This window comes from Neisseria sp. HMSC070H10, assembly GCF_001837635.1.
Taxonomy (GTDB): Bacteria; Pseudomonadota; Gammaproteobacteria; order Burkholderiales; family Neisseriaceae; genus Neisseria; species Neisseria subflava_A.
In genome coordinates this window covers 12,202-21,514 of the sequence record NZ_KV833365.1, presented here as the reverse complement: position 1 = coordinate 21,514, position 9,313 = coordinate 12,202, and the positions used below count along the sequence as shown (strand labels likewise).

At 47.8% G+C, this 9,313-nt stretch carries 8 protein-coding genes and 1 pseudogene; 7 read left to right on the top strand and 2 right to left on the bottom strand.

Going from position 1 to position 9,313, the window contains the following annotated elements:
• Positions 1–47: 47 nt before the first annotated feature.
• The gene (locus HMPREF2606_RS04270; RefSeq protein ID WP_070843362.1) at positions 48–2,810 is read right to left on the bottom strand and encodes a TonB-dependent receptor domain-containing protein; all 2,763 of its coding nucleotides are present in this window, start codon (positions 2,808–2,810) and stop codon (positions 48–50) included.
• Between the two features lie 292 nt (positions 2,811–3,102).
• Between HMPREF2606_RS04270 and HMPREF2606_RS11110 the strand changes: the two are divergent.
• Positions 3,103–3,222 (top strand): annotated as a pseudogene (locus tag HMPREF2606_RS11110) (IS5/IS1182 family transposase); the annotation flags it as partial.
• A 76-nt stretch (positions 3,223–3,298) separates the two neighbouring features.
• Here HMPREF2606_RS11110 and HMPREF2606_RS04265 read toward each other — a convergent pair.
• A complete protein-coding gene (locus HMPREF2606_RS04265) occupies positions 3,299–3,760 on the bottom strand; it encodes a c-type cytochrome (protein ID WP_049333252.1) in 462 nt (153 codons plus the stop codon).
• A 132-nt stretch (positions 3,761–3,892) separates the two neighbouring features.
• Here HMPREF2606_RS04265 and HMPREF2606_RS04260 point away from each other — a divergent pair, with 132 nt between their 5' ends.
• From HMPREF2606_RS04260 to HMPREF2606_RS04235, 6 genes are all read left to right on the top strand, one after another.
• Positions 3,893–4,717 (top strand): SDR family oxidoreductase, encoded by an 825-nt coding sequence (locus HMPREF2606_RS04260; RefSeq protein WP_070843361.1) that lies wholly within the window; start codon positions 3,893–3,895, stop codon positions 4,715–4,717.
• A 113-nt stretch (positions 4,718–4,830) separates the two neighbouring features.
• Positions 4,831–5,304: a Fur family transcriptional regulator gene (locus HMPREF2606_RS04255; protein ID WP_003746077.1), complete on the top strand. Its 474-nt coding sequence runs from the start codon at positions 4,831–4,833 to the stop codon at positions 5,302–5,304.
• Positions 5,292–6,221 carry a CobW family GTP-binding protein gene (locus HMPREF2606_RS04250; protein WP_070843360.1) on the top strand — a complete coding sequence of 310 codons (930 nt, stop codon included), beginning with the start codon at positions 5,292–5,294 and terminating at the stop codon, positions 6,219–6,221. The genes HMPREF2606_RS04255 and HMPREF2606_RS04250 overlap by 13 nt, the downstream gene beginning before the upstream one ends.
• Positions 6,222–6,318: 97 nt before the next feature.
• A complete protein-coding gene (locus tag HMPREF2606_RS04245) occupies positions 6,319–7,374 on the top strand; it encodes an ABC transporter permease subunit (protein ID WP_070461485.1) in 1,056 nt (351 codons plus the stop codon).
• Between the two features lie 36 nt (positions 7,375–7,410).
• Positions 7,411–8,451 carry an ABC transporter permease gene (locus tag HMPREF2606_RS04240; RefSeq protein WP_070843359.1) on the top strand — a complete coding sequence of 347 codons (1,041 nt, stop codon included), beginning with the start codon at positions 7,411–7,413 and terminating at the stop codon, positions 8,449–8,451.
• Positions 8,452–8,561: 110 nt separating this feature from the next.
• Positions 8,562–9,242, top strand: coding sequence for a sulfite exporter TauE/SafE family protein (locus tag HMPREF2606_RS04235; RefSeq protein ID WP_003680951.1), 681 nt, complete (start codon positions 8,562–8,564; stop codon positions 9,240–9,242).
• Positions 9,243–9,313: the final 71 nt, after the last annotated feature.

Sequence of the window (9,313 nt, the reverse complement as noted above, 5' to 3'; positions counted from 1 at the left end):
AGGGGATTTTGGGGAATTTTGCAAAGGTCTCATACTGATAGATAGGTTTAGAACTTATAACTGATGGTAAACAGCAAAGTCCTGCCGCGCGCATAGTTATTCAGGACAGAGCGCGTCGTGCCGCCATATTTGCCGTTGCATAAACCGTTGGCATCGCATTCGACTTCCTCATCATCTAAACCGCCTTTTCTTTCAAATACGCTGAAATAGCGCTGGGTTGCGGCATCGTTTGCGGCATCCAAAGGATCGATATAGCGTTTATTGAACGCATTTTGAATGTCGAAACGAAGGATAAGGTTTTTCTTCGGTTCATAATTGGCATAGAAATCAAAAATCAGCGGCTGTCTGTTGATGCTTTCTGTTTTTTTGATCACCCTTCTGCCCATTTGGTGTGAAGAGTAGGTATTGGCACCGGTTGTCCCGTCAACAAATTCTTCCTCAGTCGTTGCCCGTGTACTTTTGCCGTAATAGCGCATAATGCCGCCGATGGTCAATTTGTTGCCCAACCAGCGTGAGCCCAATTCAAACCGACCGTAATCTCGGGGCAGGCGGGAAATTTTGCTTAAGCCGTAGCCTTGTTTGATTTGGTCTTCTTTAGAAGAGTTGCGGGGCGATTCGCTGGCATCGCTATAATTGGTCGGCTGGTTGGTTTTTTGATAGGCGTAAGACAGGGTGGTAAAAAAGCGGCCGAAATCATAGTTCATTTCCACTTCCAAACCATTTTTATGGACAGGTTTGGCATAGTTTCGATGCTGGATAGAGTATTGCAGGCCGGTACTGGTTACCCAGCTGGGTGCTTTATCCAAATCCCACCATTTGCCATAAACATTGTGGATATAGTTGTTTATCCTGCTGCGATAGGCGACCAGTTTGAAACCCAATACATCATCCGGCTTGAAAATCCCTTTTTTGAAGGTATTGAAGCCTATTTGGTAAGTATTGGCCTGTTCCGGCTTAAGGGCGGTATTGACGCCCGAGTCGCCGATTTGTGAAAAATACATTTCTTGAATATTCGGCATTCTATGCGTGCGCGAATAGCTGATAAAAGGCATAAAGTAGTCGTTGACATTGATGTTTAATGCCACCGAATGGTTTACCGCATGCTTTTTACCGGATTTGGTATAAACCGGTTCGTAAAGGTCGCAGCTTGGTGTGCAATGCTGTTTATAAATTTCGGAATCTTCTCCAAATGCTTTTTTAAAGTCTTCTTGGGTATTGAAGTAGTCGGTATATTCGCCCTTGTAGCGGTAGTTGACCATATTGGCGCTGTAATTCAATTGATAAATGCCTTTTTTCAAGGAAGTATCAAAATAGAAGGTATTGAATTTTTGCTGGCCTGAAGGTTGCAATATGGTTGATTTTTGAGGAAATATTCCTTTGTCTCCTTTGAAGCGGCCTAAAAAGCTGTACAGGCCGGCATCTTGATCAGGGCCGTCGTAAAACAGGCTCAGCTCTTCCGGAAAGCGGTTTTTAGTGTATTGGTTTTTAAAGAAATTGAAACCGACGGTGGCTTTTAAATCTGTTTTATGGGGAAGTTTGAAAGAGAAGCGGTTGTTGATATCCAAAAGATTGGCTGTGTTTTTGGTTTCCAAATAATCCAACAGCCCCCATCCTGAAAAACGTGAGTTTTTCGGATATTTTTGTTTACCCAGATTATGGGCGGCCAATACGTTTAAATCGACATAATCGCCAATGTTTAAATTGTAATTGGCTTGGTAGTTGCGGTTTTCTACTTTGCGGCTACCGATACGGTTGTTCATGGTACGAAGCTGAAGGTCCAGCTTGTTGTTGTCGTTTTCATATTCTACTTTGACCAAATGGCTGTTTGAGCGTTGTTGCAGGCTGGTCGGGTCGATTGGAGTCAGGTCCCATTGCGGTGCCAAATTCTCTTTCCAGCTTCTTTCCAAATCATCGACATAATCTCTTTGCAAAACTTCAGGATCGTTATATTTTTTGGAGAAAGGGTAGTCCCAATAGCTTTTGCCGACCGCATTGCGCTTGGAAAAGTCACGAACCCAGAGATTTTGTTCGTGGTCGAATTTCAATAAGTTGCTCTCAAAATATTCTTGTTTTTTACGGTCCAAATATTCCTCGCCAAAATTGCCGATACGCTGACCGCCGCCGCCTACTTTATAGTTTTGCTCGACATTACGGTGGCTGTAACCATATAACGCGCCAAGACGCGCTCCGCTGTCAAACCATTTTTGTACCGCTCCGGTTGCCATAAAGTTGCTTTTGGTGCTGTTTGTGCCGGTCAATCCTTTGGTCAAGAGGCCGAAGGTATTGTTTCCGTGTACCACATCGTCTACCCGTAAAGTACGGAAATTGGCTGTACCGGATAAGGTATTGATGCCGTTGGCACCCGAGAAACTGCCTTTGGTTACATCGACGCCGGCAATAAAATTGGGATCCAGTGCCGTACCGAATTGCGAGGAGCTGCCACTGCGTCCGGCATCGGCAGAAGTGGAATAGAAGGTTTGAGTTACGCCGTCAACCATCGTATTGACACGTCCCAAACCGCTATCACCACGGATATTGACCGCCAATACCCCCGATCCCTTGTCTTGTTGGGTGAAAACGCCGGGCATGCTCCGAACGATGGTATCGATGTTTTCGCTGGATTGATAAACCCGTTCACGCGAACTTTTGGCTTGGCCTTCGGTAAAAACTTTTTTCTCTTTGGCAATGTGTTTGCCTTTGACTTGAATTTCATCAAGCTCTTGAGTTGAAACCTCGTCTTCTGCGTGTGCGATACTGGTTATAGCCAGTAAAGATAATGTTAGTAGATTTAATTTGAAATTCGGATTCATGATAGTTACCTCAGAAACGAAGTCGCTACTTTATAACATATTATTAAACTTTACAAATATTTTGATAATGGTTTTTATTTGTTAAAAAATAAAGCAGGCTCTTGTTTCAGGAGATAATCCACACACATATGATTAATCTGGCTGAAAAGATAAAGCAGGTCTGAGTTTGAATTTAGTTGGTTGAGAAGAAGGGAGATTTAATTGAATTTAAACAGCCGGAAGAAGAAAATTTGATTGTGCTATGTGAATTGAGCCGTCGGTTTCAAATGAAACCGACGAAACATGAAATGCAAAATATAGTGGATTAAATTTAAATCAGGACAAGGCGACGAAGCTGCAGACAGTACAGATAGTACGGCAAGGCGAGGCAACGCCGTACTGGTTTAAATTTAATCCACTATATAAAGTCGATAGGGAAAGGTTTGAAGCCAGTTGAAGAAAAGGCCGTCTGAAAATGATATTTCAGACGGCCTTTATTGATTTAAGCCTTATTCCGGACCGCGGAATGTATCGTGGCAAGATTTGCAGCTTGCACCGGTTTCTCCGTAAGCGGCTTTGATTTCTTCCAATTTGCCGGTTTGGGCAGCGGCATTGAGTTTCTCAACTGCGGCGGCAAATTTTTCTTCTTCGGCTTTGAAGGTTGCCTTGTCTGTCCAGATGGCAGGCAGGGCGCGGCCATTGCCTTGAGGGTCGGATTCAAACAGGGTGAACGGTTTTTTGCTGTTTTCGGCGAAGGTTGCGGCGGCTTGCTTGAATTTTTCTACGTCGTAAGGCTCTTCGTCTTTGACCATTTTGCCCATGCGGGTAAACTCGGGCATCATGGATTTGAACGCGGCTGTACGGTCTTCGGAAATCGGGCCTTTAGGCTGGGACGGCGCGCCGCTGCCGCCGCAGGCGGTCAGGGTAAGCGCCACTGCCGCCAAAGCGACAGGGAGAAAACGGGTTTTCATATGGAGTGTGTCCTATTGTGATGATATGATTATCGTTAAATTTAGAATCGGCCGGCCGAATATTCAGGCCGTCTGATAAGGCGTTATCATACCTTAAACCCAAGTCTGAAACGAGTACAGAAAGGAAACGATATGGCAATTTTGATTACCGGGGCATCGGCGGGATTCGGCGCGGCAATGTGCCGTACTTTTGTTGCGGCAGGCTATCATGTCATCGGCGCGGCACGACGCGAAGACAAATTGCAGCAGTTGGCAGAGGAATTGGGCGAGCAGTTTTACCCTTTGGAAATGGATGTTTCGCGCACGGAGTCGATTCAAAACGCTTTAAACAGCCTGCCCGAGAATTTGTCCGAAATCGATTGCCTGATCAACAATGCAGGTTTGGCTTTGGGTTTGGATACTGCCGATAAAGCCGATTTTGGCGATTGGGAAACCATGATTCAAACCAATATCATCGGCCTGACTTTTCTGACCCGCCAGATTTTGCCGCAAATGGTTGCGCGCAAACAGGGCTACATTATTAATCTGGGGTCAATTGCCGGCAGTTATGCTTATCCCGGCAGTAATGTCTATGGCGCGACCAAGGCTTTTGTGCGCCAATTCAGCATGAACCTGCGCGCTGAATTGGCAGACAAAAATATCCGCATTACCAATATCGAACCGGGCTTGTGCGGCTATACCGAGTTTTCCAACGTCCGTTTCAAAGGCGACGACCAGCGTGCGGCCGAAGTTTATGAGAATGTCGAGTTTATCCAGCCGCAAGATATTGCCGATACCGCTTTATGGCTCTACCAGCGTCCGGCGCGGATGAACGTCAATTCCATCGAAATCATGCCGGTTGCCCAGACCTTTGCAGGCATGAAAGTTTACCGCGATGCGCCTGCCCCGGCGAAGGAAGAAACGTTTGAAAAACAAAGTATGTCTTTGTTTGGAAAAATTAAATCTTGGTTTAAGTAATCGGCATCAGGCCGTCTGAACGTTTCAGACGGCCTCTTTGTTATCTGAAATTGAGTAAACACGCTATAATGTAATTTTTTATTAACAAGGCCGTCTGAAAGGCTGTTTCAGTTATGAACGCAATCAAACAAAAAATCTTAGAACAAGCGCAGCGCGATGGCGTGCAGGTAACCGCATTGCGCGAGCAAGTGCTTGATATTGTTTTGAAACAAAGCGGCGTGATTAAAGCCTACAACGTTCTGTCGCAGATGCAGCAGCAAAGCGAGGGCGTGGTTGCGCCGCCGACGGCCTACCGCGCCCTTGATTTTTGGGCGGAGCAGGGTGTTTTGCACAAAGTGGCGGCGGTCAACGGCTATATTTTGTGCAGCCACGCGCAGCACGAGTGCAACGACCATTGCCACGACCACGAAGAAACAGAGGCGCACCACAGCGCGTTTATTTTGGTTTGCACCGAATGCGGTACGGCGGATGAGCAGACCTTGAGCCAAGAATGGGCGGCCTTGCGTGCAGGCGTGGCCGAAACCGGTTTCTCATTAAAAGAAGAACATGTTGTTTTAACAGGAATTTGTAAAAAATGTCAGAAGTAAAAAAGACCAAAGTCCACCTGATTTCAGGCTTTCTCGGAACAGGTAAAACCACCGCACTCAAAAGTCTGATGGCGCAAAAAGACCCGAATGAAAAATGGGTCATCATCGTCAACGAATTTGGCGAAATCGGCATTGACGGCGCTGTCTTGAGCGACAACGGCATTCCCGTGGCAGAAATCGCCGGTGGCTGTTTGTGTTGTACTGCAGGCGCGCAAATGGGTACGACCGTACAAAAAATGCTGCGCGATGCCCAACCCGACCGCTTGATGATTGAAGCCAGCGGTTTGGCGCATGCCGCCAGCGTTATCGACGAATTGAAAACCAAGCCGCTCGACAGTATGCTGGAAATCGGCGCCGTCTTTACCGTTGTCGATCCGCGCCAATTCATCAATCCCGATTACGCGCAACAAGCCTTGTATAAAGACCAAATCGGCATTTGCGACGTATTGGCCGCCAGCAAAACAGACTTGTGCACGCCCGAGCAGCTGGCCGAGTTTCACGATAAAGCGGCCAAGCTGTTCCCGCCTAAAGCCAAAGTGGTTGAAGTACAAAATGCACAACTTGACATCCAATGGCTTGATATTCCCGTTGTCGAAAAATCGCGCTACCGCCTTAAAGCCCTGCCGGACAACACCATGGGCTTCCAGTCTCAAGGCTTCACTTTTCCTGCCGGGCGTGATTTCGACGGCGAAAAGCTGACTGATTTCTTTAACGACCTGCCTAAATTTACAGACGGCCTTGTGCGAGCCAAAGGCGTGTTCCAAGTGCTCGGTACATGGGTATGGCTCAACTGGGTGGACGGTCAATGGGGCGCAAACCAAGTTTCGTGGCGCCGTGACTCGCGCTTTGAGCTGATTGCCAAATCGTTTGACGCGGATTTAATTGAGAAGAAATTGCAGGAGGCCTTGGAGAAGTAAATAATCGGCCAAACGCTTATTAATCCGTTACTATATGCTGTCTGAGGTCAGTGGTTTCAGACGGCCTTCAAATCAAAAAATAGAGGAACACTTTATCATGTGGCGTTATATCTTTCATCGTTTGCTCCTTTTGATTCCCACGTTGTTGGGGATTTTGGCGATTACCTTCGCCGTCATTCAGTTTGTTCCCGGCGGTCCGGTGGAACAGATGGTTCAGCAGCTGACGCAGGGCGCGGTTGGCGGCGAAACAGCAGGACGCAGTATGCCTGGAACTTTGGCTAAAAACGGCAACCGCATCAGTGCGGAAGATTTGGCTGCTCTGAATGCTTTATACGGTTTCGACAAGCCGCCTGTGACGCGATTTGTGGATATGGTATGGAAATTCGCCCGTTTCGATTTGGGCGAGAGCTTTTTCCACCACCAAACCGTATTTGAGCTGGTGAAAGAGAAAATGCCGGTGTCGATGAGTTTGGGTTTGTGGACGTTCTTCCTAACTTATTTGATATGTATTCCGTTGGGTATTGCCAAGGCGGTCAGGGATGGCAGCCGGTTTGATACGGTTACGGGCATGATCATTTTGGTCGGCTATACCGTACCACCGTTTGTCTTAGGTTTGGTGTTGCTGGTGTTGTTTGGCGGTGGCAGCTTTTTTGCCTGGTTCCCGCAGGGCGGCTTGGTCGGCGATGATTTCGATACGCTCTCTTGGGCGGGTAAAGTCAAAGATTATTTGTGGCATATGGCCTTGCCGATTACCGCTTCGGTAGCAGGCAACTTGGCAGTGATGACTGTATTGACGAAAAACGTATTCCTTGAAGAAATTCGCCGTCAATATGTTTATACCGCGCGAGCCAAGGGCTTGCCTGAGAAACAGATTCTATGGAAACATATTTTCCGAAATGCCATGATTCCTCTGATTACCGGTTTCCCAGCCGCATTTATCGGCGCATTCTTTACCGGAAGCCTGTTGATTGAAACGTTGTTCTCGCTGGACGGGTTGGGTTTGCTGTCTTACGAGGCAGTGATGAAACGTGATTATCCTGTCGTAATGGGTACGCTGTATGTGTTCACACTGATGGGGTTGTTGGCTAAATTGGTGTCAGATATTTCGTATTCGTGGGTCGATCCGCGCATTCACTTTGGCGGACAGAAATAAGGCCGTCTGAAAATGTCTTCAATCCATTATTAAAGAATGTTTCAAACCATGAAAAAGAAAAAATCTACTTCAAACCCTACTTGGCAAGCCTTTAAACAGCATAAGCGCGGTTGGTTGGCTTTGCGGATTTTGGCCGTTTTGTTTGTCGTCACTTTGCTTGCACCTTTGTGGAGCAACGACAAACCTTTGTGGATACGTTATCAGGGCGAGTATTTCTTCCCCTTGGTAAACGAATACAACGAAGCCACATTTGGCGGCGATTTCGATACGCCGGCGGATTATCTGGATCCGCTTATCCGCCACAACATTACTTCAGACGGCAATTTTGCCTTTTACCTGCCCAATCCTTACGATGCCGATACCTTGAACGATTTTGATACGGTACCCGATCCGGCCAAACCGTCCGAACGGCATATCTTGGGAACGGACGACCGCGGCCGCGACCTGCTGGCGCGCTTGGTTTACGGTTTCCGTGATTCGCTGTTGTTTGCCTTGGTGTTGACCGTGGTGACTACCGTTATTGGCGTGGTTGCAGGCGCGGTGCAGGGTTATTTCGGCGGTAAAACCGACCTTCTGATGCAGCGTTTTATCGAGGTTTGGGGCGGTATGCCGGAGCTGTACCTCCTGATTATCCTGTCTTCGTTCTTTAATCCGGGACTGTTGATTTTGCTGGTGTTGCTGTCGCTTTTCGGCTGGATGGGCTTGTCCGACTATGTCCGCGCCGAGTTTTTGAAAAACCGTCAGGCCGATTATGTTTTGGCGGCGCGCGCGATGGGTGTGGGCAACCGTGAAATTATGTGGCGCCATATCCTGCCCAACAGCTTGACGCCGGTACTGGCCTTTCTGCCTTTCCGTATTTCTGGCGCCGTACTTGCCCTGACCAGTTTGGACTTCTTGGGCTTGGGTGTACCTGCCTCACAGGCAAGTTTGGGCGAGTTGCTGGCGCAAGGCAAAGACAACTTGGACGCGTGGTGGATCGGTATGTCTGCCGTTGCTACACTGACGGTAATGCTGCTTTTGCTGGTCATGATCGGCGAAGGTTTGCGTCAGGCATTTGACGTACGCGCACGCAGTTAATTGCTTTTCTAAAGCGTGAAAAGGGTGGGCGGCAAAGCTTATCCTGCATTCTTAGGGCCGTCTGAAAAGTTTCAGACGGCCTCATCCATTCGTTTGAATCATTAAAAACCATGAATCAAGAAATCACATTTCTTACTCTTTTTCTGCTCGGCTTTTTTGGCGGAACGCATTGCGTCGGTATGTGCGGCGGATTGAGCAGCGCATTTGCTTTGCAGCTGCCGCCACATTTAAACCGAATCGGGCTGATTGTATTGTTGAACTTGGGGCGCATCAGCAGCTATGTCGTCATTGGCCTGTTGGTCGGTTTGGTCGGGCAGGTCGGCATTTCCTTGGATGATACGCGCGCGGTTCAAAACGGTTTGTATATTGCCGCCAATGTCTTGCTGCTTTTACTCGGTCTGTATCTTGCCGGTATTTCGACTGCCGCAACCAAAATCGAAGGCATCGGCAAACCGATATGGAAACGCCTGAATCCTTTGTTAAACAAATTGCTGCCGATTAAATCAGTGCCTGCCTGTTTCGGCGTGGGCGTGCTTTGGGGCTGGCTGCCTTGCGGTTTGGTGTACAGCGCGTCTTTGTATGCTTTGGGCAGCGGCAATGCCTTGCACGGCGGGCTGTATATGCTGGCGTTTGCATTGGGGACCTTGCCGAACCTGCTTGCGATGGGCATATTTGCAGCGCAGTTGAAAACCTTTCTGCAGAAACGTATGGTTCGTTTGTGCGCCGGATTATTGGTAGCAGGATGGGCGATATGGCGCTTGGCTGTATTTGCGATGGGGCAAATCGGGTAAGGTAAAAAGGTTTTATTTAGTTTGTTGTTTTGCAATCAAAAAGGCCGTCTGAAAGATTTTCAGACGGCCTT